We start from the raw sequence: 24,485 nt of genomic DNA, 5'->3' as shown, positions 1-24,485 counted from the left end.
CTATAGAGCGGTTTTTTAATGTTGTTCTAAATGCAAAATGCGAAGTTGTACGCTGACATTGCCACGAAATTCATTTTTATCCAGCTCATAGACCAAACGAATTTGATGGTTCATCTCATTGAACTGGTATTTGTCTGCAGCATTAAAAGCAATGGCATCTACAACCTGTCCATTGTCTAAAGCTATACGTAATTTTAAATGCACTTCTTTCAACCAGCGGAAATCTAAAATTTGAAAGTTTCCTTCAAAAATAGGTGCTGGAAACTTTTGCCCCCATGGACTAATCTGCTGTAGAAGATCGACCGTTTCAACCTGAATATTTTCTGCTGCTAACTCACCATCGGTCCATAAAGTCGCCGTAAATAAACCTTCATCCTGAGCTGCCATCAGTACTTCAAAGGCCTGCTTAAACTCTTCAAAATGGACTTTTTGAATGGTTAAACCCGCTGCCGCAGCATGCCCACCAAAGTGGCTGACCAAATGTGGATATTGCTCAGCAACACACTCAATGGCATCGCGGATATGCACTCCTTCAATCGAACGTGCAGAACCTTTGATATGTACCCCATCTTCATCTGCAGCAAAAACAATACTCGGACGATGAAACTGTTCTTTTAAACGCCCCGCAACAATGCCAATCACCCCTTGATGCCAATGCGGCTCGAACATAATTAAAGCCGCAGGTAAAACCGTATCATCCAGTTGAATTTGATCCAAGGCTATTAATGCCTCTTGTTTCATCGTCGCTTCAACCTGACGACGTTCCACATTCAACTGATTCAGTTGTTCTGCCAATGGATAAGCGGAAGCAAAGTCCTGTGCCAACAGACATTCAATACCGATATCCATGGTTTCCATACGACCTGCCGCATTAATACGTGGTCCCAGTACAAACCCCAAATCTTGCGCTTTTAAACTTGCAGCTTCTCGACCTGCAATCTCCAGTAAAGCGCTGATGCCCGGACGACATAAATGTTGTTGAATACGCTTCAGGCCAACATCGACCAAGATACGATTGTTATAGTCAAGACTAGCAACATCGGCATAGGTGCCTAATGCCACCAAATCCAAATACTGACTCATAACTGCCGAAGACTTATTCAGTTTTTTACGATAGGTTGATAAGTTAGCCAAGACATAAAAGGCCACACCTACCCCAGCTAAGGCTTTACTTGGAAAATCACACCCCAACTGGTTCGGATTCACTACCGCTTGGGCACTGGGAGTCGGCTTGGTGGTCAAATGGTGATCGGTAATAATCACCTGCATGCCATGATCTTGCGCTTGTTTCACGCCGTCATGACTGGAAATACCATTATCAACAGTAATCAATAAATCAGGTGTAAAGCTGGTAAATGCTAAATCCGCAATCGCAGGCGTTAAGCCATAACCATATTTAAAGCGATCTGGAACCAGATACTCTACCTGCGCCCCCATTTCTCGCAAAGCCAAGATCATTAAAGCGGTGCTGGTTGCACCATCTGCATCATAATCACCCACAATGACAATTTTGTGTTGCTGATCAATTGCAGCATCCATCAACTGAACCGCTTCATTTAAGCCTTTCAGACTAGGGGCCAGTAAATGCTTGAGCTTTAACTCCAGCTCCTGCGTTGACGCCACCCCACGGCGGGCTAAAATTTCTGCAATAAACGCAGGAATGTCCTGAAATAATTCAGGACAGGTAATAAAGGGTCTTTGCTTAATTTGAATGGCTGACATTTATGGCATCAAACGTTTCAGCATCCAGACATCTTGCTGTTTTTCATAACTTAAACGGTCATGTAAACGGTTCGGACGCCCTTGCCAAAACTCATAGTAGTCGGGCTCGAGACGGTAGCCACCCCAAAAGAGGGGTTTATTGAGTTCTGATTTACCTTCAACTTGGTTCTGCAATTGCTCAAAACGTTGTTGCAAGACTTCACGGCTTTCAATCACGCCACTTTGTGGTGTACTGATATGTGCCGCAATTTGGCTATCTCGTGGGCGCTTATGATAGTAGTCCGTCGATTCTGCTTCAGAAATTTTAACCACTTTACCACCAATGCGAATCTGACGTTCCTGCTCTTGCCAATAAAACAGTAACTCTGCATATGGGTTTTCAGCCAAATCATTGCCTTTTTGACTGTCATAATTGGTATAAAAATCATAACCTGCTTCAGTTGCACCGCGCAGCAATACCGTTCGTACATGCGGACGACCCTGGACACTTGCTGTCGCCAGTGACATAGCATAGGGTTCGTGCAGTTGTGCTTCTAAAGCATGATTAAACCAAAGCAAGAACTGAGCATGTGGATGGGTTTCTACACGATCTTCTCGCAGCTCGCCTTTTTGATAACTTAAACGAAGCTCGCTGAGATCTTTAATTAAATCACTCATTTTTCACTCCTTATTAAGCTGCATTCGCACGTACAGCATCAGCCAATGTATGGGCTAAAGTGTTGACTTCATCGAGGTCATCCCCTTCCACCATGACACGAATCACAGGCTCAGTACCTGATTTACGAATCAACAAACGACCACGACCTTTGAGTTGTTGCTCGGCTTTATCAAATTCAGCCACCAAAGCAGGCACCGCATAAGGGTCAAACATCGCCTCTAAACGTACATTCACCAGCACATTCGGTAGAAGCTTAAAGTCAGCAACCAATTCATGAAGCGCTTTCTTCTGCTCGACCATCACGGTAAGGACTTGTAGGGCGGCAATAATGGCATCACCTGTGGTACTTTTATCCAAGGTTAAAATATGCCCTGATGGCTCACCGCCAATGACCCAACCTTTTTCTTCTAGGCCTTGTAGGACATAACGATCACCTACTTTGGCCCGTAATAACGCTACACCCGCTTTATCCAATGCCAACTCTAAAGCCATGTTTGACATCAAGGTACCCACTATTCCAGCAGGCTTTTTAGCGCTCTGTGTTGCTAAGATATATAGAATATGGTCGCCATCAATCAGCTTGCCATCTTTATCCACCAAAATAACGCGGTCTGCATCCCCATCAAAGGCAATACCCAAATCAGCTTTGTGTTTCACTACGAGTTGCTGCAAATGCTCAGGATGGGTCGAACCACATTGTTCATTGATATTTACACCGTTAGGCTCATTATGAATGGCAATGACTTTGGCACCGAGCTCACGAAAGACCGATGGACCCACGTTATATGCAGCACCATTGGCACAATCCACCACAATCGTTAAATCATTCAAGTCATAATGATAGGGAAATGTGGATTTACAAAATTCAATATAACGACCATTGGCATCTTTTACACGGACACTTTTACCTAAATTGGCAATATCATCAATGATGAGGTCTTTTTCTAATTCTTGGTTAATTTCTTCTTGAATAGCATCTGGTAGTTTCTTGCCTTCACTGGAAAAGAACTTGATCCCATTATCAAAATAAGGATTATGTGATGCTGAAATCACAATGCCCAAACTTGCGTGTAAAGCACGGGTCAAATGTGCAATCGCTGGGGTTGGCAATGGGCCTAGTAAATGTACATACACCCCTGCTGCGTTTAAACCCGCTTGTAATGCTGACTCTAAAATATAACCCGATAAACGTGTGTCTTTACCAAGTACCACCAATGGTTTTGATTTTTTACTGTGGCGTTTTAAAACTTTCCCTGCGGCAAAGCCTAGTTTAAGGGCAAATTCAGGGGTAATAGGGAGGACGCCAAACTTACCGCGAATACCATCGGTACCAAAATAACTCATATTTTACTCACTTCTTAATGGTGATCTAAATCATCACTTTTTTACTGCCACCACTTTACACCAAAACGAAAAAGCCGTCATAAAAATGACGGCTTTTACTTTGAACAATTGGTATAGCTGAATTAGCCAACGCGATAGTTTGGTGCTTCTTTGGTAATCGTCACGTCGTGAACATGTGACTCCGACATACCTGCCGAAGTGATTTTCACAAACTTCGCATTTTGACGAAGATCTTCAATCACAGATGAACCTGTATAACCCATAGAAGAACGTAAACCGCCCATCATTTGGTGCACAATGTTGCCCATTGGTCCCTTGTATGGCACACGACCTTCGATCCCTTCAGGAACAAGTTTCTCAGCACCTGCTTTAGAGTCTTGGAAATAACGATCCGCAGAACCTGTTGCGCCTGCCATCGCGCCCAATGACCCCATACCCCGATACGCTTTATAGTAACGACCTTGGAAGAATTCCACTTCACCTGGCGCTTCTTCAGTCCCAGCAAGGAGTGAACCGACCATAATCGTACTCGCACCCGCGCCAATCGCTTTCGCCATATCGCCAGAGAAACGAATACCACCATCTGCAATCAATGGAATTTGATCTTTCAGTGCATTAGCCACACTGTCAATTGCAGAAATCTGCGGCATACCAATACCCGCCACAATACGAGTGGTACAAATTGAACCTGGGCCGATACCGACTTTGACCGCATCTGCGCCTGCATCGAGGAGTGCCAATGCTGCATCACCAGTTGCAATGTTACCGCCAATCACTTGGACTTGTGGGTAATTCGCTTTCACCCAACGTACGCGCTCGATCACACCTGCAGAGTGACCATGCGCCGTATCCACGACAATCGCATCAACACCCGCTTCAACCAAAGCCTCTACACGGCTTGGTGTTTCTACACCTGTACCGACTGCAGCCCCCACGCGTAAGCGACCAAGATCATCTTTACAGCTGCTTGGATAGCTTTCCGCTTTACGGAAGTCAGTGACTGTAATTAAACCTTTAAGTTCGTTGTGTTCACCAACGACCAAAACTTTTTCAATGCGGTGCTTTTGCAGTAAAGCTTGAATATTTTCTTTCGACTCACCTTCACGAACAGTCACAAGGCGGTCTTGGCCGGTCATGATGTTGCTTACAGGTTGCTCAAGGTTCGTTTCAAAGCGTGTATCGCGACCTGTGACAATACCGACCACTTTGCCATCTTTCACAACAGGCACACCGCTGATGTTGTTGGCTTGAGTAATCGAGATCAATTCGCGCACTGTAGTTTCAGGTGTCACAGTAATTGGATCTTTAACCATTCCTGCTTCAAATTTTTTCACACGACGGACTTCTGCAGCTTGTGCAGCGATATCCATGTTCTTGTGCAAAATACCAATACCACCGTTTTGCGCCATCGCAATCGCCATACGTGATTCAGTCACCGTATCCATTGCTGCTGAAACAAGGGGGATATTTAAATTAATGCCGCGCGTGAATCGTGTCTTTAATGAGACATCTTTTGGGAGAACAGTAGAATAGGCAGGGAGTAATAGGACATCATCAAAAGTTAACGCGTCTTGAACGATGGTCAACATGGCAGTCTCACTGGTAATTTCCGTGCGCTATTATAAACAAATATGAACTTAAATTTCATTTCAATTGAAAATTTATTTTTTTTATCTTAAAAAATAAAGTGATAAAACCCATATTTTATTTGAGACCCTCATTTCCACCTTTATTTTTTATTTCTTGTTTTAAGATGAATTCGATTTATTTTCTAAAACTCAAAAAGCAGAGCCTTGACTCTGCTTTTACCGATTAACACACTTGATCAAAACCTTCATCGTTGGCAGGAATGCTCGCTTCCAATTGCACAAATGGAATCATATTGTGCGCACGTCGCGCTTTGTTGCATTGATCATCCGCGATTTGCACTTCTTTACATGAAGAGCTACGTTGTTCATACATCCCACAACTCACGTGTTCACCAATGGTACCTTGCAGTGCGATACAGCGTGGACTGGCTTGATTGGTTCCAACCATACATGAATACACAGCAGTCACTGGCTCTGTGTAATGTTCAGGCATGGAGATGCCTTCAGCCCAGTAAAATGAGACTCTAAAAAAGGCACAACATGCCCCGCAGCTTAAACAGGCATCTTCCGTTGGAACTTGAGACAACATCCTTTATATTCTCATTTTCAAAAAGTTTTTTTGGAAGAAAATATTAAAAAAATTGTGGTTGCCAAACAAGCAAAATTTACGACTATTTTGTCACTTAAGTTGGACAGGTAAAAACACTCTCATCCATCAAGTCTGTACCGCACTCCAAAGTCTCAATCCAATCTAAAAATTGATGAATCTGCTCTTGCCCAATAAACGGTGTACCATGCTGCTGCACAATCATTTCGACATCCATGGTGCGGACCATATTGACCCATAAACGAATCACTTTGTTATTGCACATATAGCGCTGATGAAACCCTTTCATTTTAGGAATATGCGCAGCAAAGTTTTCCAAAGGTTTTGAGGCATCATCCACCATCGATGCCCCCATATCGCCTGAAAATAGAATCTTGGCAATTGGGTCATAAAACTGAAAATTGCCTACCGAATGTAGAAAATGGGCAGGCACAGCAATAATGGAGGATTGTCCCAACGTAATCACTTGACCGTGATCAGGTAATTCCACCAATCTGTCCAACCAGTTGCCTTTCATCCGCTCACTCATAAAGGCAGAGTTCAAGTGAGGTAAAAAGCGTGCCCAAAGTTTAGAAGCCACCACTTTCGCTTCGGTATAGACCAACCAACGCGGCATTGAGGTAATAATGTCAGGGTCTTGATGTGAGGCCATCACAAAATCAAGATTGGTCAAACGGGTATATTTATTCAACTCCATGGTCAACGGTACATAAGTTAAATCACCACCGGGATCTAAGACCGCTGCACGCTCATGGTCAATAATTAAAAACTGATTTGCCTGTACACCCTCGCCTTTGACCAAGCTGGTAAAGCTAATACACTTATGTGTGCCATCATCATATAAAACCTGTGACGTTGTGCGGTCAAATGCCATACCCATCCCCTCAAAATGCTGTTTTTCTTAAAAGACTTTTTAATACCTACAACATATATGGATTTACACAAACTTACAATGCATTTGCGACCAACATCATTTGATATATCAATAAATTGAAGATCATTTTTAAACAAAAAATCCCGATTTTTTAAGTCGGGATTCTTATTTTCTAAGGTGAATTAGAAAAAATAATGCTGTACAAGTGTCGCAACACCAATGACCAAGAAAATGGCCGCACCAATTTTATGAATTAAGGCAATTGGCAACTTGGTCGCCAACTTATCGCCAATAAAGACCGCTGGCGCATTGGCCAACATCATCCCTAAAGTCGTACCCAACATCACCCAAACTATACTGTCAAAACGTGCCGCTAAAGCCACTGTCGCAATTTGAGTTTTATCGCCAATTTCGGCCAAGAAGAACAACACAAACGTTGCGCCAAATACCCCAAGTTTCTGCCATTTCTTAATGCTGCCTGACTCATCATCCAACTGATCAGGAATCAACATCCAACCTGCCATAGCAATGAAACCAATCGAGAGAATCCAGATCAGCGTATCAGGGCTTAAAACTGTGGTAATCCATTGGCCTAAAACAGCAGAGACGCCATGGTTAATAATGGTCGCCAGCAAAATAGCCAATAGAATTGGGACGGGTTTACGGAAACGTGCAGCAAGTAACAATGCAAGCAATTGGGTCTTATCGCCCATTTCAGCTAAAGCCACGATGGCTGTGGAGAGGAGGAATTCATACATGATGTCTTTCTCTGGCTAGCATAACAAATACCAATGACTCACCGCTCCTGCTAGCCAAAATCTGCAGAGTGGTAAATCAAAGGTCTTGCCAACAAAAGAAAGCTCTTTAGAAGCTCATTTGGTTCTTTGCTATGATGACCATGCTCGTTTTAGAGCAAATATGTTGATCATCACCTGTTCTGAAGAACAGCGGCTACTCCCCAATGAAGTAACACCATGTTAGGCGAAAATATGTTTTTTGGCAATCTATAAATACAAAAGACCCTGCCGAAGCAGAGTCTTTATTGAGGTATTTTTGCAGTGCTTCCAGCCGCTATTTTTCTCTTTTGAGAAGAGAAATCAACAGGGCAAAAACCTAGATCATCAGATCAGTAAAGTACGGATGTCTTTCAGTAACTTCGTCAGCTTATTAGTAAAGCGCGCTGCATCCGCCCCATTGATCACACGGTGATCATAAGACAGAGATAACGGCAACATCAGTTTCGGATCAAAACCTTGACCATTCCATACTGGTTGCATCGTCGCTGGAGAAATTCCCAAAATCGCGACTTGCGGCCAGTTCACCAGTGGTGTAAATGCTGTACCACCAATTGCACCTAAGCTTGAAATCGTGAAGTTTGCACCTTGTAGATCTTTCGGCGAAAGCTTCTTATCACGTGCTTTCTGGCCCAATACACCAAGCTCCACCGCAATGTCTTTAATCGATTTCTGGTCTGGATTACGTAGTACAGGAACAGTTAAACCATCTGGCGTTGCTACAGCAATGCCCATATGGATTTCGTTCCGCAAGAGTACAGACTTGCCATCATCAGCCAAGTGACCAGCAAAATCACGCTCTTCTTTGAGTAAATGCGCAACAGCTTTAATAATGAAAGCCATAATGGTCAAGCTAATACCATCTTTCTTAAAGTTACCTTTAAGATCATTACGCCAAGCTTCAAGTTCAGTAATATCCGCCAAATCAAACTGAGTCACTTGCGGAATATAGTTGTTTAAAGACAACTGCGGAATAGAGACTTGTTGCAGACGTGTCAGCACTTTCTCTTCTACACCACCAAACGCACTAAAGTCAGGCAGTTTCGGTAAGCCAGCGGCAGCAACAACCGACGCAACAGGTGCAGTTTGCGGTGCTGTTAAGCGACCTTTCACATAAGCAAAAATGTCATCTTTCATTAAACGCGCATGCGGCCCAGAAGCTTTGACTTCTGCCAGCACCACGCCCAATTCACGCGCCAGCTTGCGTACCGCAGGACCCGCGTAGACTTTAGCATTGGCTGCATTTTGCTCTTTGGTTAGCTTATCTGCACCTTGAACTGCTGGTGCAGCCTGTACAGTAGATGCTACCACTGGCACAGTTGCAGCTTGAGCAGCTGCAGGTTTCGCTGGTGTCTGAGTAACCGCTTGTGCCACTGGTACAGGGGCTTGGCCCTCAGCTTCAATGGTCACCAAAGCCACACCTTCCGATACATTTTGTCCCAATGCAACATGAATGGCTTTAATCACACCCGCTGTTGTACTAGGCACTTCAACCGTTGCTTTGTCTGACTCAACCACGATGATACTTTGATCTTTTTCAACCGTATCACCTACTGACACCAAAATTTCAGCAACAGCCGCTTTGTCTACACCCAAGTCAGGCACTGCAATTTCAACCGCACCTGCAGGCGCAGCAGCAGCTTGTGGCGCCGCTTCAGCAGGCTGAACTTCAGTGGTTTGAGGTACTGCAACTGGCGTAGGCTCAGCAGTCACTGGTGCAACTGACGCTGCTGTTTTTACAGTCAGGATCACTACGCCTTCTTTAACACTGTCACCAACTTGAACGCTAATTGATTCCACTGTGCCTGAAATCGTACTCGGTACTTCCACAGTCGCTTTGTCTGACTCAACCACGAGGATGCTTTGATCGACGTCAATTTGATCGCCAACCGACACCAAAATTTCACTAACGGTTGCTTTTTCCACACCAATATCTGGCACTTGCACATCAACCACTTGTGATGCTGTAGTCGCAGCGGGTGCAACCGTTTCAGCAACAGCAGTGGGTGCAGTCTTTTCTTCAGCTTGTACAAAGTCAGCCTGTGCTTGTACTGCTGGCGCTTCAGTTTGTCCCTCGGCTTCCAGCTCAATCAGCGCTGCACCTTCAGCAACTGGGTCACCTAAGTTTACTAAAATGCTTTTAACAACGCCTGCTGAAGTGCTAGGCACTTCAACAGATGCTTTGTCTGATTCTAATAGAACGACACTGTCATCAACCGCAATGGTATCGCCAACTTTGACCAAAATTTCAGCAACAACGGCTTTATCTACACCAATATCAGGAGTTGTAATTTGCATACTTATTTCTCCTCTTTGTAGTCAGCTACAGCGTGTACAGATGGCGTTGCTTGAGGAGCCCAAGCTACTGGACGGTCCGTATCTAATTCAAATGTAGAGATGGCATCTTTCACTAAGCGTGCATCCACTTCACCTTCATCAGCCAATTTCTTCAGTGTGGCAACAACAATGTGCGCTGCATCTACACCAAAGTAGCTACGTAATTTAGCGCGTGAATCTGAACGACCATAACCATCTGTACCCAATGCTACGAATGGACGGTTGTCTGGAAGATATGCACGAATTTGTTCGCTATAAGCACGCATATGATCTGTTGCAGAAACCACGATACCTTCTGTACCGCGCAGTTGCTCAGTCACCCAAGCCTCTTTCACATTCTCGCTCATTGGATGCAAGCGGTTATATTCTTCACATGCCATACCATCACGTGCAAGTTCATTGAAACTTGTTACGCTAAATACATTTGAATGGATTTGGTATTCATCACGTAAGATTTGAGCCGCTTTAATGACTTCACGCAGAATCACACCTGAACCCATCAACTGAACAGTGGCTTTTTCATCTTTTTGAAGTAAGTACATACCACGTTTAATGCCTTCTTCAGCACCTTGTGGCATTTCAGGATGCTCGTAGTTTTCGTTCATTACCGTTAAGTAATAGAAAATACGCTCTTGGTTCACATACATGCGTTGTAAACCATCATGCACAATAACTGCTAATTCATAACCAAAACATGGGTCATACGACACACAGTTCGGAATCGTGTTCGCAAGAATATGTGAGTGACCATCTTGGTGTTGTAAGCCTTCGCCATTGAGCGTTGTACGGCCTGCTGTTGCACCCAATAAGAAACCTTGTGCTTGTGCATCACCTGCAGCCCATGCAATGTCGCCAATACGTTGGAAACCAAACATAGAGTAGTACATGTACATTGGAATCATGGGTAAGTTATTGGTTGAATAACTGGTTGCCAATGCTGCCCAAGCGCTCATTGCACCTGCTTCGTTAATGCCTTCTTGAAGCATATGACCATCTTTTGCTTCACGGTAATGCATCAACTGTTCTTGGTCTTCAGGCGTGTAATGCTGACCATTGGCTGCATAAATACCCAATTGACGGAACATACCTTCTAAACCAAAAGTACGTGCTTCATCTGGAACAATAGGAACAACACGGTCTTTAATGGCTTTTTCTTTTAACAATGCAGCGATTAAACGAACCATCACCATGGTGGTTGATTGTTCTTTGCCTTGTGAGCCTTTTAAGACTGCATCAAACACAGAAAGTTCTGGAATAGCCAACTGTTCACTTTCTTTACGACGTGCAGGTAAGTAACCACCTAATGCTTCACGACGTGCCTTCATATATTTCAATTCAGGCGAGTTTTCGCTTGGACGATAGAAAGGCACTTCTTCTAATTGCTCATCGTTAAATGGCAAATTGAAGCGATCACGTACATATTTTAAAGATTCGATTTGCATCTTTTTGATTTGATGCGTTTTGTTTACTGCTTCAATTTCATCAGACAAACCATAACCTTTAACAGTTTTCGCTAAGATTACAGTTGGTTGACCTTTGGCTGTACATGCTTCTGCATAGGCTGCAAAAACTTTGTACGGGTCATGACCACCACGATTTAGATTATCAATATCTTCATCGCTTAAGTCTTTAATCAACTCAGCCGCTTCTGGGTATTTACCAAAGAATTTTTCGCGTGCATATGCACCGCCCTTCACTTGTAAGCGCTGGTATTCGCCATCCAGTGTTTCTTCCATAACCGACTTTAAAGCACCAGTTTTGTCTTTTGCAAGTAGTGGGTCCCAATGACGACCCCAAACCACTTTAATGACACGCCAGCCCGCACCACGGAATAAAGATTCTAATTCTTGAATAATTTTACCGTTACCACGTACTGGGCCATCTAGACGCTGTAAGTTACAGTTTACAACCCAAATGAGATTGTCTAATTTTTCACGACCCGCAAGTGAAATTGCACCTGTGCTTTCTGGCTCATCCATCTCGCCATCGCCAAGGTATGCCCAAACTTTGCGATTTTCTTCTTTAATCAAACCACGATTCATCAAATATTTTTGAATATGTGCTTGGTAAATCGACATGATTGGGCCAAGACCCATCGATACCGTTGGGAACTGCCAATAATCAGGCATTAAGTATGGATGTGGATAAGAAGGTAAGCCAACACCGTCCACTTCGCGACGGAAATTGTTTAGATGCTCTTCAGTCAAACGACCTTCAAGGAATGAACGCGCATAAATACCTGGCGCACAGTGACCTTGATAATAAATCATGTCCCCGCCAAAGTTGTCATTATTGGCACGGAAAAAGTGGTTAAAACCCACATCATATAATGTTGCTGAAGATGCAAAACTTGCCAAGTGACCACCTAAGTCATCACCCGTTTTATTGGCACGGAGTACCATCGCTAAGGCGTTCCAACGAATCAACGCACGGATACGACGCTCCATGTCTTGATCGCCTGGCATTGCAGGTTCTTCAGCCACTGAAATTGTATTTAAATAAGGCGTGTTTAAACGCTGAATAGGGACATGTTTAGCGATTGCTTGTTGATACAGTTTTTCTAGTAGAAAAGCTGCACGCTCAGTCCCCATGTGTTGTAAAACGGAGTCAAACGCATCTTGCCATTCTTGCGTTTCTTGCGCGTCAGTATCACCATAAAACGCCATAATTCACCTATTTCGATATCCTAATCTTATACGCTAATATGTATCATACTTTCGTCCTATAAGAGTATCGCCACAGCTGAATATGGCTGAGCCATACTATTTAGCAACTAAATAGTCATTAACCATTTGTTACCCAAGATAACAAAAAACCGCCAATTTAGGCGGTTTTTTATACATTTAATGCTACTTTTTGATGCTAACTTAGATTTCGTCAGAGCTGTATTCCTTTTTCAAGCATCAGACCAACGGTAAGTTCGGATCATCGATCAAATCGGATTTAAGGCAACATTGCTAGATAAGTCGATGGGTTTTTGCGTTGACCATCTTTAACTACTTCATAGTGTAAATGTGGGCCTGTACAACGACCTGTACAACCGACATTGGCAATATGTTCACCCGCATCTACACGGTCGCCAACACGAGCGATTAAACGTGAAGCATGAGCATAGCGCGTGATGTAACCATTGCCATGGTTAATTTCAACATATTGACCATAACCTGTACCCCAACCTGACTTGGTCACAATCCCTGGACCTGTCGCATAAATCGGTGTACCGCTTGGCGCAGCAAGATCTAGACCTGAGTGACGCTCAGCACGACCATTCATAGTACGGCCGCCGTAACTTGAGCTCACACGTGCGCTTGGAAGTGGGTGTGTCACTAACCACGAATATGCATTATTTGAAAAACTTTTTGCAGAGAATTCTGAACCGTATTTTTTCGACAGTGAAGCGTTGTTAAGTTCAACCGTTTTTTCACGGAGCTGAACGGTCATTTTCGTTTCGGCAGGAACATCAATATCATTAGATTCAGTATAAGCGCCTTCCGATAAAGTGCGTGTCAATTGCTCAATTCGATCCGAAGAAGCATTATTTGTATTGAGTTCTACCAAATCAGCGAAGGCTACTGAAGCAGCCGATGCCGCAAAAGAAAAAGCCAACAAAATACGTCGCATATGCATAAAAAACCTCTTAAAACTGTTCTTACGAATGTTTCTTGCGTGATCTCGTCCTTGATATCTACCGAAAGAAGCGCATAAGATTAAGACATTAACATGAAGGAAATATGTATGTCCGAACCAGTGAATCTCTTTCAACAAACCAGAAAACACATAAAAACAGGAAACTTAACGTTTCTCTCAAAGCAAGTGACTGCATGGCAGAAACTTACAAAAGTGATTCAACCTATCCTACCGCAACCAGAGCAGTGGCAGGTTGTTTGTTATCAATATGGTATTTTGACGATTACCGGCGAAAATCAAGCGATGATTAGTCAACTTGGTTACCTTCAAAAACAATATATTGCACAACTGTCGGAACTTGATGAGTTTAAAGACCTACAAAAACTCCAAGTTCGTTTGAGAATCCCCTCTCAAACACCCGCAAAGATACAATCTATTTCAAGATCGCTAAGCACAGAAACTCAAGACTTAATTCGAGGTGCTGCTGACTTTGTGAGCGACCCTAAGCTTAGCCAAGCAATGCGCCGTTTGGCAAGCAAAAAAAAGTAACCTCGTCTCGACCCGCGTCAGAATTGCGTTTTTAAAATGATAAATTCATCACATTTATGCTTGTTACAATATAACATCACACAATAAAGACAATGACTTAAGTCACACTCACATAAGGAATTGGACACTGATCTTCGTCATTAAATGTTACAATTTCATAGCTGCTTGGATCACTTTGGACATTGCGCAATAATTGATTATTCAAAGCATGCCCAGACTTATATCCATCAAATTTGGCAATAATTTGGTGGCCGAGCAAGTAAAGATCCCCCACCGCATCTAATATTTTGTGACGAACAAATTCATCTGAGAAGCGTAAACCTTCTTCATTCACCACACCGGTTTCATCGACTCCAATGGCATTGTCTAAACTTGCCCCCAAAGCGAGATTATTGGCTTTGAGATAATCCAAATCTTTCATGAAACCAAAAGTACGGGCTTCACTGACTTCATAAACAAAGGTTTCGGTTGAAAAATCAATAGTGGCAGACTGATATTCTTTCTTAAAAGCGGGATGGTCGAAGTCAATGGTAAAGTTGAGTTGAAAACCCTCATGTGGGCGGAAAACAGCGCGTTTGTCTTCGATGAGTGCTTCAACAGGTTTGAGTATTTTTATAAATTTTTTAGGGGCATCCAGTTCTTTAAGGCCGCCTTGCATCAATAAATAAATAAACGGACCTGCACTGCCATCCATAATTGGTACTTCAGAGGCAGACACTTCAATGATCAAGTTATCAATACCCAGACCTGCAATTGCACTCATAACATGTTCAATGGTACCGACTTTGGCATCTTCTTGAACTAGGTTTGAACACATGAAGGCTTCTTGGATCAACATCGCATTTGCACGAATGTCGACGGGTGGATTGAGATCGATACGACGAAACACAATTCCTCCGTCCGCATGATGTGGCACAAAGTTAATTAAGACTTTTTGACCACTATGCAAACCAATGCCGCTTGCTTTAACGACACGTTGTAGAGTTCTTTGTTTCAACATGTTTCATATCATCTCACCACTAAACCGCTATACGTTAGCATATTTAGCCATTGATAAAAAACAAAAAGGTAGTCAGAGACTACCTTTTCTTCACCATATGTGATTTAACCACATAGACAAATACTACTTACGTTGTTGATTTTTCAAGTAATCTTGAATACTCATTGGTGTTGGACGTGCAGCACTCACTGTCGATGCAGAACTCGCTGCTGCAGCCACGTCTTGGTTCTGACGCTGGATTGCAGGCACATCATCATCTTCAACAACTGCTTGCGTTGCATGCCCATGTTGTGCTACCTGCACATGTGCATTTGGACGCTTCACTGGTTCAGCAGAATCTGCTGAATTTCGAGTCAAACCAGTTGCAATCACAGTGACACTGATTTCATCACGCGCATCTGGATCAAATACGGTTCCATAGAAGACTTGGCCTTCGTCTAGATCGACAATTTGGTTCACAACATCAGTAATTTCTTCGATTTCGCCAAACGTAACGTCATCACCACCCGTCACATTAATCAGAATCCCTTTGGCATTCATAATGGTGACGTTATCCAGCAATGGACTACGGATCGCTTGCTCAGCCGCTTGGCGTGCACGGTTTTCACCACGACCTAAACCCGCACCCATCATGGCATAACCACGTGTGCTCATCGCAGTTTTTAAGTCGGCAAAGTCAAGGTTAATATGACCTGGACGTACCACCAAATCAAAGATACTACGGACCGCATTTAATAAGACATCATCCGCTTTTTTGTAGGCATCTTTCATTGAGATGTCACGGAAAACTTTTAACAAACGTTGGTTTGGAATGATGATTAAAGAATCAACATGCGCTTCTAATGCTTCAATGCCTTGCTCCGCAGACTGAAGACGACGTTTACCTTCAAAGTTAAACGGTGTCGTCACCACGCCTACGGTTAAAATGCCCATTTCTTTGGCAATTTCAGCAACCACTGGCGCAGCACCTGTACCTGTACCACCGCCCATACCAGCAGTGACAAACACCATATCAGTGCCTTCAAGGTGTTGACGAATCAAGTCACGACTTTCTTCAGCCGCGGCTTGACCTACATTTGGATTGGCGCCCGCACCCAAGCCACGGGTATTTTGCTCGCCCAACTGGATTTTGAATTGTGCATTCATACGGTCTAGCGCTTGCTTGTCCGTATTGGCACATACAAATTTTACACCTTGAATATCTGACTCAAGCATGTGTTGTACGGCGTTACCACCTGCACCACCAACACCAAACACAGTAAAACGGGCTTGACCGTTGCTATCGGTTTGATCATCTTCTAAAAATTCAAATGAGGCCATGACCTATAGATTTCCTAATTCGTTATTGGCAGTCACTTAAGCCCGTATACTGCCTTGATCTTAATAAACAAAATTGCTTTTAAGCATGCTGTGCAAGCCATAACTTGTCAAGTTTAAGCGATGCGTTGTACAACTTCTTAACAATATTCCAAAAAAATTCAACTTAAAAAACAGATTTCAGCTTTTCATTGAGTCCCGACCAAGCGCGTCCAACGCGTTTAATCAAAGACAGTTTTTCTGTATCTTCTGGTTCCACTATAGTTTCTTGTGTTTCGCTCTGACTAAACATCAACAAACCTGCGGCAGTGGCATACTGAGAGCGACGCAGTGCGGCAATATTTTGCTCATCTGCTGTCACTTGCACAGGTGGATTCCCCAAATGCGCAGACACCCCCAACATACGACGAGTCAACGTCACCATACCTTCGATTTGACTGGCATCACCAGTTAACACCACACCATGATACAAACCATGAATCGCACCATTACGCTCTAGCTCTTGGCGAACTTGGCCTAAGATTTCTTCATAACGCGCAATCACGATTTCAGTCAGCTCAATACGACTAATCGTTTGCGGACCATCAATCCCTTGGATCTGAATCATATGGTCCGGTTTAACCGACTTAATGTCGACACACCCATAGAGTAATTTAATTCGCTCCGCTTCTTCAGTGGTGGTTTGTAACACAGCGGCAATATCACGGGTGACATGTTCGCCACCACGCTGCAAAGTATGTGTCAACGCCAAACGACCATCCAAATACACCGCAATGTTGGTGGTACCTGCACCAATATCGACTAAACAGACGCCATACTCTTTTTCATCTTTGAGTAGGCTCGCTTCTGCCGTTGCCAAACAAGACACCACCAGTTTCTCCACCCCGATATTGGCACCTTTTAAGGCCCGATCAAGGTTTTGCATGGTACTAATTGGTAACATCATCAACTGATAATGACCAATCATGCTATGTGCAGACATCCGTATTGGGTTTTGTACCCACTCAGTGGAGTCATCCAGCTCAAAGCCCAGTGGAACAGCACTGACCAAATAATGATCCGAGGTCATGTGGCTGGCTTTGGCCAACTCTAATGCACGAACCACTTCACTTGTTGTAATTGTATGGTCAGTATTTTCAACTGGCGTTCGTCCAGATGCATAAAAGCTTTTTAACTCGGCACTTGGGATCGACACCCACGCGGAATGGACACGGCATTCAGCCATATCTTCTGCTTCTTGCACGGCATTTTTTATCGCTGTAATGACTTTATCAAGACTTACAATTTTTCCTTTATTCATGCCTCGGTTACGAGCAGTTGCCATTCCTATCACTTGGATATTGTCTGGCGCATGTACCTTACCAATCAAAACTGAAACTTTGTGCGTCCCAATGTCAATCGCAACAACTGAGGGAACCGCTTCATTCATTATTTACTACTACCATCACATGTTTGTTTAATTTATGGCTTTATGCCTCTGTTTTAAAGCCAAGTATTATGGCTTTGCTGCTGCTCCACCTGCAATGCTTGTGTCATCAATCGTTACAACAAAATGACCATTTGCTATCTTTGGTGCGGCAGCATTCTTCCATTGGATGGCCAAGCCATTCCGATAACGCAAATCAATGGCAGATACTTTGGCCCAAACTGGCTTCAAATCACTTTGAGCCAAATAACTCAAACGTTGCAGCTTACTCATGGTTTGATCCTGATCTACGATAACACGTAAACCTGAATCGAACTGCATAAACCAAGTCATACGCTCCGTTAAATATAGTTCTTTTAAACGAAGGTTGACTGGTTGGAATAATTGATTAATTTCATTATAACGGCGCATCATCATTTTAGACTGACTGATTGGGCCGTGTAATAAAGACAAATTCTGATTATTTTTCGGTGTCACTTCGCTAAATACGTCACCACTGTCACTTAAGAGGCGCCCTGTCCCCCAACGTGCAATTGCATGCCGAGGCATGACGCGAACGCGAATCGCATTCGGCCATGCCCGCGAAACCACCACACGATCGACCCAAGCCAGCTCTAAAGTTCGATCACGAATTTCTTCTAAATCTGAGGTGAAATAATTATGGGTAATGGCCGCTGAAACATGTCCCATCACCTGATTCTTTTCCGCCTCAGAACGTACGCCTACTACATCAAGTTCGGCCACGCGTGCATCTGTCATGACTTGATATAAGCCATAAATACCAACCAACAGCACCGCCACGGCAACGACCAACATCACCCAACCACCAAAGTTGGCAAGCTTTTCCTTACGCGTCGGTGGTTTATCGTGTATTGAAGTAATCGCTGCGCGTTTACGGCGCATAGAAGCAGGTAATTGCGCCATTTAGTGAGCCGCACCTGTCAATGTTTGCTCTAAAATTTGGACACAAAGCGCATCAAAGCTATAACCCACTGCATTTGCTGCTTTCGGCACCAAAGAGTGACTGGTCATCCCAGGTACTGTATTCACTTCTAGTAACCAGAAATTGCCTTGCTCATCTTGCATCGCATCAATACGACCCCAACCACTTGCACCCACCGCTTGGAATGCACGGAGGCAAAGCGCTTGCAACTTTTGCTCTTCTTCAGTGCTTAAGCCACACGGAATTCCGTATTCCACATCATTACGCTGATATTTCGCTTCATAATCATAAAAAGCCACATCCGCAGGCGGTTGTAGACGAATCACAGGTAGCGGTTGACCATCTAAAAATGAAATCGTGAATTCACGTCCCGTAATCCATTTTTCAGCCATCACCACAGCATCGTGTTGGGTCGCTTTGGCAATTGCCGCTGCCAAATCTTCTGCTTTTTCAACTTTACTCATGCCGACACTTGAACCTTCGTGTACCGGCTTGATAATCAGTGGAAGACCCAAATTCGCCACTACTTCAGCCAAATCTGACTCTTGGCTAATGATGCGATAGGGCGCTGTCGGTAAGTCTGAACCCTGCCAAACTTGCTTGGTTTTAACTTTATCCATACCAATAGCAGAACCCTGTACGCCTGTTCCAGTATACGGGATGTTGAGCCACTCCAAGACACCTTGGATTTGACCATCTTCCCCACCGCGACCATGCAACACAATAAACGCACGGTCATACCCGACCAATTCCGTCACACTACGCTCTTGCGGGTCAAAAGCTTCTGCATTTACACCCGAACGAACCAATGCTTCAAGTACAGCTGCACCACTATCTAGAGAAACCTCACGCTCAGCAGACTTACCACCAAGCAACACCGCTACTTTGCCGAATTTTGAAGCATTTGACACGTTGATATCCTTAAACTTTATGACTGTTTTATTCATTGAGTAATCACAAAACGTGATTATTTTAAATATAAATGATTGCTTGCAAGCTCAACCGAGATAGCCCCCACATTACCTGCGCCTTGCGTCAATAACAAGTCATCCGCTTGTAACACTTTTTTCAACGCATGCTGCAAATTACCTTCGACTGGATCGATCAAAATCGGCTCTACATCGCCACGTAAACGAATACTACGCGCCAATGAACGACTGTCTGCACCCACAATCGGTTTTTCACCCGCAGGATAGACTTCAAGCAGCAACAGCTGATCGACATGTGACAGTACATCCACAAAGTCATCGAAACAGTCACGGGTACGGCTAAAACGGTGTGGCTGAAACATCATCACTAAACGGCGGTCTGGATGGCTCGCTCGTGCCGCTTTAATGGTCGCTTCGACTTCTTTTGGATGGTGACCATAGTCATCCACCAATTTCACGTTGCCGCCGTCGATGTCAAATTCGCCCTGTACTTGGAAACGACGACCTACACCGCTGAAACTTTCCAACGCACGTGCAATCGCAGCATCAGACACACCTTCATCGGTTGCAATACCAATCGCCGCAAGTGCATTTAAAATATTATGCAAACCCGGCAAGTTGATGGTTAAACGCAAAGGCTCTCGATCTTTCCGCAATACGGTAAAGTGCGACTGCATGCCTTCTTGTTCAATATCCACTGCACGAATGTCATTGTCTTCGTTAAAACCATACGTGATCAATGGACGACCAATGCGCGGCATGATTTCACGAATGTTGGCATCATCGCCACACACCACAGCCAAGCCGTAAAACGGTAGTTTTTGTAAGAACTGTACAAAGGTATCTTTTAAGACATCGAAGCTACCACCATAGGTGTCCATATGGTCTGCATCAATATTGGTCACGATGGTGGCCATCGGTTGCAAATGCAGGAATGACGCATCTGATTCATCTGCTTCTGCAACGATAAAACGACTCGCGCCCAGTGCAGCATTCACACCAGTACGGTTCAGCAAACCACCAATCACATAAGTTGGATCGAGATTTTCTTCTGCCAACATACACGTGACAAGGCTAGTGGTCGTGGTTTTACCATGCGTTCCCGCAACAGCAATCCCATGACGGTAGCGCATCAGCTCACCCAGCATTTCTGCACGGCGCACCACAGGTGTACGCGTTTCAATGGCCGCTTTAATTTCTGGGTTTTCTGCATCAATTGCAGTCGACACCACAATCACGTTTGCACCCTGAATATTTTCAGCGGTATGCCCGATATAGACTTTGATGCCATTTTCTTCAAGCTGAGCCGTGGTTTTTGACGCCTTGATATCTGAACCTGAGACTTTGTAGCCTTGGTTCTTTAACACTTCAGCAATACCACACATACCCGCACCACCAATTCCAATAAAATGGATGTGCTTAATACGGCGCATTTCTGGCACTTTAATTAACTTTTTTGCTTGATCAGCAGGCGTAGATGGCGACATAAAATACTCGGTTTACAATGCTTGAATTAAACGAACCACATGTTGGGTTGCATCGGGTTGTGCTTGCTGACGTGCTTTCACTGCCATTTCAGACAATAACTGACGGTTCATCAAGGGTAATAATAATTCTTTTAAACTCTCGGGCGTCATGCTTGCTTGTGGGCAAATTTTGGCTGCACCGATATTGGCTAAAAACTTTGCATTGGCCGTTTGGTGATCATCCACTGCACTTGGCAGCGGAACAAAAACCGCAGCCACACCCGCAGTCGCAATCTCGGTCACGGTTAACGCCCCAGCACGGCAAATAATTAAATCGGCATCGCTATAGGCTTTGGCCATATCTTCAATAAAAGGGTGAACTTCAACCTGAAGCTGTTCAGGGGCATCGGCATAACGCGCTTGGGTCGCATCTGCATGGTTTTGACCACACTGATGATAAATGCTTAACGGCACATTCAATTGCTTCAATGCTTCAGGAACACGCTCATTTAACGCTTGTGCACCCAACGAGCCACCCACAATTAAAACTCGAAGCGTGGCTCCAGCTTTTTCACGTTCTTGATAACGCCAAGACGGATTTAAAATTTCCGTAATCTCTTTGCGGACGGGATTACCCGTGGTCACAATTTTATCTTGTGCAGCAAAGGTATTTGGAAAAGCTTGGCACACTGTTTTGGCAATACGTGATAACTGCGTATTGGTAAAACCCGCAATCGCATTCTGCTCATGAATAATCACAGGAATACCCAGTGCGCGCGCAGCCAATCCACCTGGCCCAGCGACATAACCCCCAAAGCCCGCGACGGCATCGACTTTGAGCTGCTTCATGTAACGCATTGCACTTAAAGTGGCTTTTAAAATTTTAAAGGGTGCCAATACTTTGCGGACTAAGCCATTGCCGCGCACACCTTGAATATCAATTTGATAAATTGGGATATCATGATTTTTAAGCAGGCGATTTTCCATACCTGTAGGCGTAGCAAGCCACGAGACTTGACAGCCTTGTTGCTGTAATTCCTTAGCCACAGCAAGTGCTGGAAAAACATGTCCGCCCGTTCCGGCAGCCATCATCATTACATGTTTCGGCTTTGTTTGTGTTGCTTCGGTCACAGTCTAATTCTTCAATTCTAAAAATATGGAAACAAAATTCAATTTTAAGCGATCAATTGTAATCACAAACGCATAGCCGCGAAAGATTATTTACTTTTTTTCAACAGGCATTTGATTGTTTTTTTCTACTGATTTTCAAGTTTAAACTAGATTTGTTATCAGATGTGCATTTTTACTCAAACTACAGCACACAATCAGGCTCAACAGTGCAATTGGAGATATTTAAAAATAAAACAATGAAGCTGATTTGAATCAAATATTTAACATCATTCTAAAGTGTAATTCACTTCATTTTAGCGGCTAGAAATACAATCTGAGTGCATACATTTGAACAGAATGAAAATTAGTGGTGTCTAGCAACATAATCCGCTTTATTTTCAACCAAATTGATACACTTTGCAGCAAAGTACAGCTCTATTTCAAAACCGACCACAACCATGAAAGAAAAAAGGAACCATTTCAGGTTCCTTTTCTGTCGTTTTAGCTGGCTTTGCCTGCTTCTAAGATATCAAATAAAGTATCGGCAATCGAGGTACCAAATTGCGCATCAATCTCACGAATACAGGTTGGACTGGTGACATTAATCTCGGTCACATAATTGCCAATCACATCAAGTCCGACAAAAACCAAACCTTTTTCACGTAAGAAAGGTCCCACTTTTGCGGCAATCGCCTTGTCGTTTTCAGTCAACGGACGTGCTTGACCCAAACCACCTGCGGCCAAATTCCCACGCACTTCGCCGTTTTGTGGAATACGCGCCAAACAGTACGGAATAGGTTCACCATTGACCAGCAAGATACGTTTATCCCCTTCCACAATTTCAGGAATATAACGCTGCGCCATAATCGGACGTGTGCCCATTTCCGTCAACATTTCCAAAGTTGAGCCAATGTTCACACCATCTTGATATAAACGGAAAATTCCCATGCCACCCATACCATCAAGGGGCTTCACAATCACATCACCATGTTCTTTAATAAATTCACGGATCAGGCTTTGTTGTGAAGTCACCAATGTAGGGACTTGGAGTTCTGGGAACTGCGTGGCAAACAGTTTTTCATTACAGTCACGTAAGGACTGTGGTTTATTGATAATCCACGCGCCTTCACGTTCTGCTTGTTCCAAAATATAGGTGGTGTAGACAAAGTTCATGTCAAACGGTGGATCTTTACGCATCAAGATCACATCGTAATCGGCCAAGGACTCTTTTTGCTGTTCGCCCAACTCAAAATAATGATCGTAGTCTTCAAACACTTTTAAGGGAGAAATCAGACCAAAGGCTTTGCCTTGATCGATATATAAATCGTGTTGTAATGCATAACCCAGCTCATGTCCACGACGGCTTGCTGCCCATAACATGGCCATGGTGGAATCTTTTTTCAGATTCACCGTTTCAATCGGATCCATCACTACCAGTACACGCATAATTCTCACGCTCATATTTTTTAAACTTGGCAAAAAGTATAGCGAAGTTTTCAGGTTTGGGTGCAACAAGTTGTGTAATAATTAAAGATTAAAAAATCTATTTTATTCAAATAACTACAACACATTGCAGTAACAAATCAGATACTAACTGCTCAATTCAACAAAGGAAGTATGCGCCTATTACCACGCGACAGCTCCTTTCCAAACCGTCTCCATTAAGCCAAAAGGCGTTGAATATCCTTGGCAATTTTTTCAGGTTTAACAATTGGCGCATAGCGTTTCACCACCTGCCCTTTTTGGTTAATGAGAAACTTGGTGAAATTCCACTTGATGCTTTGACTACCTAAAATGCCTTTCGCCTCAGACGTTAAATACTGATACAGCGGATGCGCTGTAGGACCATTCACGTCAACTTTGGCAAACATTGGGAAAGAGACCCCATAATTACGCTGACAAAAGCTGCCGATCTCTTCATTACTCGCAGGGTCTTGCTGCGCAAATTGGTTGCAGGGAAAACCTAAAATCAGCAGACCTTGCTGTTGATAGTCCTGATATAACTTTTCCAAGCCTTCAAATTGCGGGGTTAAACCACATTGGCTGGCGGTATTCACCACCAATAAAACCTTGCCCTGATAATCGGCCAGATTCTTTTGCTCACCTTCCAACAGTTCGGCCTGAAAATCATAAATTGTGGTCATTACATCTCTTCCATTCATCAAAATGTCATTACTTAAAGTCGCTTCAAGG

General features: G+C 43.7%; 20 protein-coding genes and 1 riboswitch. Of the genes, 1 reads left to right on the top strand and 19 read right to left on the bottom strand.

Annotation, left to right across the window (positions count from 1 at the left end):
* Positions 1–15 precede the first annotated feature (15 nt).
* The 10 genes from recJ to AC4MDD_RS00750 form a co-directional block, all read right to left on the bottom strand.
* Positions 16–1,722 carry a single-stranded-DNA-specific exonuclease RecJ gene (gene recJ, locus AC4MDD_RS00795; RefSeq protein ID WP_005401515.1) on the bottom strand — a complete coding sequence of 569 codons (1,707 nt, stop codon included), beginning with the start codon at positions 1,720–1,722 and terminating at the stop codon, positions 16–18.
* Positions 1,723–2,379 carry a pyridoxamine 5'-phosphate oxidase gene (gene pdxH / locus AC4MDD_RS00790; RefSeq protein WP_005401514.1) on the bottom strand — a complete coding sequence of 219 codons (657 nt, stop codon included), beginning with the start codon at positions 2,377–2,379 and terminating at the stop codon, positions 1,723–1,725.
* Between the two features lie 13 nt (positions 2,380–2,392).
* A complete protein-coding gene (gene glmM, locus AC4MDD_RS00785; RefSeq protein ID WP_005401513.1) occupies positions 2,393–3,724 on the bottom strand; it encodes a phosphoglucosamine mutase in 1,332 nt (443 codons plus the stop codon).
* A gap of 122 nt (positions 3,725–3,846) precedes the next feature.
* A complete protein-coding gene (guaB, locus tag AC4MDD_RS00780) occupies positions 3,847–5,313 on the bottom strand; it encodes an IMP dehydrogenase (RefSeq protein ID WP_004691717.1) in 1,467 nt (488 codons plus the stop codon).
* 223 nt (positions 5,314–5,536) lie between these two features.
* Positions 5,537–5,902 (bottom strand): YkgJ family cysteine cluster protein, encoded by a 366-nt coding sequence (locus AC4MDD_RS00775; protein ID WP_005401512.1) that lies wholly within the window; start codon positions 5,900–5,902, stop codon positions 5,537–5,539.
* 94 nt (positions 5,903–5,996) lie between these two features.
* Entirely contained in the window at positions 5,997–6,794 is a 798-nt protein-coding gene (locus AC4MDD_RS00770) for an oxygen-binding di-iron domain-containing protein (protein ID WP_491882176.1), read from the bottom strand.
* Positions 6,795–6,976: 182 nt separating this feature from the next.
* A complete protein-coding gene (locus AC4MDD_RS00765; RefSeq protein WP_063454397.1) occupies positions 6,977–7,552 on the bottom strand; it encodes a TMEM165/GDT1 family protein in 576 nt (191 codons plus the stop codon).
* A gap of 74 nt (positions 7,553–7,626) precedes the next feature.
* Positions 7,627–7,776, bottom strand: a riboswitch (yybP-ykoY riboswitch).
* 139 nt (positions 7,777–7,915) lie between these two features.
* Positions 7,916–9,886 (bottom strand): 2-oxo acid dehydrogenase subunit E2, encoded by a 1,971-nt coding sequence (locus AC4MDD_RS00760; RefSeq protein WP_005401510.1) that lies wholly within the window; start codon positions 9,884–9,886, stop codon positions 7,916–7,918.
* Between the two features lie 2 nt (positions 9,887–9,888).
* Positions 9,889–12,591 (bottom strand): pyruvate dehydrogenase (acetyl-transferring), homodimeric type, encoded by a 2,703-nt coding sequence (aceE, locus tag AC4MDD_RS00755; protein ID WP_005401509.1) that lies wholly within the window; start codon positions 12,589–12,591, stop codon positions 9,889–9,891.
* Between the two features lie 277 nt (positions 12,592–12,868).
* Positions 12,869–13,552: a M23 family metallopeptidase gene (locus AC4MDD_RS00750; protein WP_005401508.1), complete on the bottom strand. Its 684-nt coding sequence runs from the start codon at positions 13,550–13,552 to the stop codon at positions 12,869–12,871.
* Between the two features lie 108 nt (positions 13,553–13,660).
* Here AC4MDD_RS00750 and AC4MDD_RS00745 point away from each other — a divergent pair, with 108 nt between their 5' ends.
* Entirely contained in the window at positions 13,661–14,101 is a 441-nt protein-coding gene (locus AC4MDD_RS00745) for a DciA family protein (protein WP_114836385.1), read from the top strand.
* Between the two features lie 97 nt (positions 14,102–14,198).
* Here the strand turns inward: AC4MDD_RS00745 and lpxC are convergent, their stop codons facing one another.
* From lpxC to AC4MDD_RS00700, 9 genes are all read right to left on the bottom strand, one after another.
* The gene (gene lpxC / locus AC4MDD_RS00740) at positions 14,199–15,101 is read right to left on the bottom strand and encodes a UDP-3-O-acyl-N-acetylglucosamine deacetylase (RefSeq protein WP_005401506.1); all 903 of its coding nucleotides are present in this window, start codon (positions 15,099–15,101) and stop codon (positions 14,199–14,201) included.
* A gap of 123 nt (positions 15,102–15,224) precedes the next feature.
* Entirely contained in the window at positions 15,225–16,421 is a 1,197-nt protein-coding gene (ftsZ, locus tag AC4MDD_RS00735) for a cell division protein FtsZ (protein ID WP_005401505.1), read from the bottom strand.
* 163 nt (positions 16,422–16,584) lie between these two features.
* Entirely contained in the window at positions 16,585–17,847 is a 1,263-nt protein-coding gene (ftsA, locus tag AC4MDD_RS00730) for a cell division protein FtsA (protein ID WP_004691727.1), read from the bottom strand.
* A 66-nt stretch (positions 17,848–17,913) separates the two neighbouring features.
* Positions 17,914–18,768, bottom strand: a complete 855-nt coding sequence (locus tag AC4MDD_RS00725; protein ID WP_005401504.1) for a cell division protein FtsQ/DivIB — start codon at positions 18,766–18,768, stop codon at positions 17,914–17,916.
* On the bottom strand, positions 18,769–19,698 hold the full coding sequence (locus tag AC4MDD_RS00720; RefSeq protein WP_005401503.1) for a D-alanine--D-alanine ligase: 930 nt from the start codon (positions 19,696–19,698) through the stop codon (positions 18,769–18,771). It abuts the gene before it with no gap.
* A 56-nt stretch (positions 19,699–19,754) separates the two neighbouring features.
* Positions 19,755–21,203 (bottom strand): UDP-N-acetylmuramate--L-alanine ligase, encoded by a 1,449-nt coding sequence (gene murC, locus AC4MDD_RS00715; RefSeq protein WP_005401502.1) that lies wholly within the window; start codon positions 21,201–21,203, stop codon positions 19,755–19,757.
* A 12-nt stretch (positions 21,204–21,215) separates the two neighbouring features.
* The gene (gene murG / locus AC4MDD_RS00710; RefSeq protein WP_412095944.1) at positions 21,216–22,277 is read right to left on the bottom strand and encodes an undecaprenyldiphospho-muramoylpentapeptide beta-N-acetylglucosaminyltransferase; all 1,062 of its coding nucleotides are present in this window, start codon (positions 22,275–22,277) and stop codon (positions 21,216–21,218) included.
* 516 nt (positions 22,278–22,793) lie between these two features.
* Positions 22,794–23,738: a glutathione synthase gene (gene gshB / locus AC4MDD_RS00705; protein WP_004691734.1), complete on the bottom strand. Its 945-nt coding sequence runs from the start codon at positions 23,736–23,738 to the stop codon at positions 22,794–22,796.
* 215 nt (positions 23,739–23,953) lie between these two features.
* Positions 23,954–24,436, bottom strand: a complete 483-nt coding sequence (locus AC4MDD_RS00700; RefSeq protein WP_004691735.1) for a glutathione peroxidase — start codon at positions 24,434–24,436, stop codon at positions 23,954–23,956.
* Positions 24,437–24,485 lie beyond the last annotated feature (49 nt).

Source organism: Acinetobacter sp. CAU_H_29a_1 (assembly GCF_058599505.1).
Note: the sequence above shows the minus strand (reverse complement) of the source record. Positions and strands in the feature narration are given on the sequence as shown.